Origin of the sequence: Burkholderia sp. SIMBA_062 (genome assembly GCF_046534765.1) — a bacterium.
GTDB lineage: Bacteria > Pseudomonadota > Gammaproteobacteria > Burkholderiales > Burkholderiaceae > Burkholderia > Burkholderia ambifaria.
The window spans coordinates 1-265 of the sequence record NZ_JAWRYD010000333.1 but is presented as its reverse complement, the minus strand read 5'-3'; the positions used below and the strand labels follow the sequence as shown (position 1 = coordinate 265).

Below are 265 nucleotides of genomic sequence, written 5' to 3'. Positions count from 1 at the left end.
GTGAACTTCACCGTCTTCGCCGCAGCGATCTGGATTTCCGCGCCCGTGGCCGGGTTACGGCCGACGCGAGCGGCACGTTGGCCGGTCGAGAACGAACCGAAGCCGACGAGCTGCACGGAATCGCCCGACGTGACCGCCTTGGTGACCACTTCGAGGATCGCGTCGATTGCGGCTCCCGTGGCTGCCTTGGTCTCGCCCGTGCTTGCGGCGACTGCGTCAATGAGTTCCTGTTTGTTCATCTGCTTCCTGTGTTGAGTTGAGAAAA

1 protein-coding gene is annotated in these 265 nt (G+C 62.3%); it reads right to left on the bottom strand.

Going from position 1 to position 265, the window contains the following annotated elements; genetic code table 11:
- Positions 1-239, bottom strand: a 239-nt coding sequence (locus tag SB786_RS36575) for an HU family DNA-binding protein (RefSeq protein ID WP_410731629.1), incomplete at its 3' end; no start/stop codon positions are given.
- Positions 240-265: the final 26 nt, after the last annotated feature.